Source organism: Parendozoicomonas sp. 209JJ7-1 (assembly GCF_058147085.1).
The window spans coordinates 1-493 of the sequence record NZ_JBYVJU010000155.1 but is presented as its reverse complement, the minus strand read 5'-3'; the positions used below and the strand labels follow the sequence as shown (position 1 = coordinate 493).

Sequence of the window (493 nt, the reverse complement as noted above, 5' to 3'; positions counted from 1 at the left end):
ACTGTGGTTCTCCGTCAAGTATTTAAGCCAGATTTTCGCCCCAGCGAGTTCCGTTTTTCACCATGGTATTCAAGGTCACGATCATCTTGCGCATACAGGCTATCAGAGCCACTTTTGGAAGCTTGCCGGCTGCTTTCATACGCTCGTACTGAGCCTTGAAAACCAGGTTGCACTGGATCGATGACAGCATCGACATAAACAGCACTGTACGCACCCGCGAGCGCCCTCCCCGAATACGGCGTTTACCGGCATAGCTTCCGCTTTCTCTGTTCATTGGGGCCAGGCCTACCAACGAAGCAATCTCTTTTCGGTTGAGCCTGCCCAGTTCTGGAAGTTCGCTGAGCAATGTGTAGGCAAGCACCTGTCCGACACCTGGTGTACTCGTCAGTATCTCCATAGGAACACGCCAGCGTTGCTCCTGTTGTACAAGAATATTCAGTTTCTCAGTGACCTTATCAATCTGTTTATCCAACAATTTCAGGACGCTGTTTAT

General features: G+C 50.1%; 1 protein-coding gene. It reads right to left on the bottom strand.

All coding sequences use genetic code 11. The features are described 5' to 3' along the window. Window positions 1-22 precede the first annotated feature (22 nt). Window positions 23-493: transposase (locus ACY2RQ_RS19815; protein WP_490114738.1), on the bottom strand; the 471-nt coding region annotated here is incomplete at its 5' end.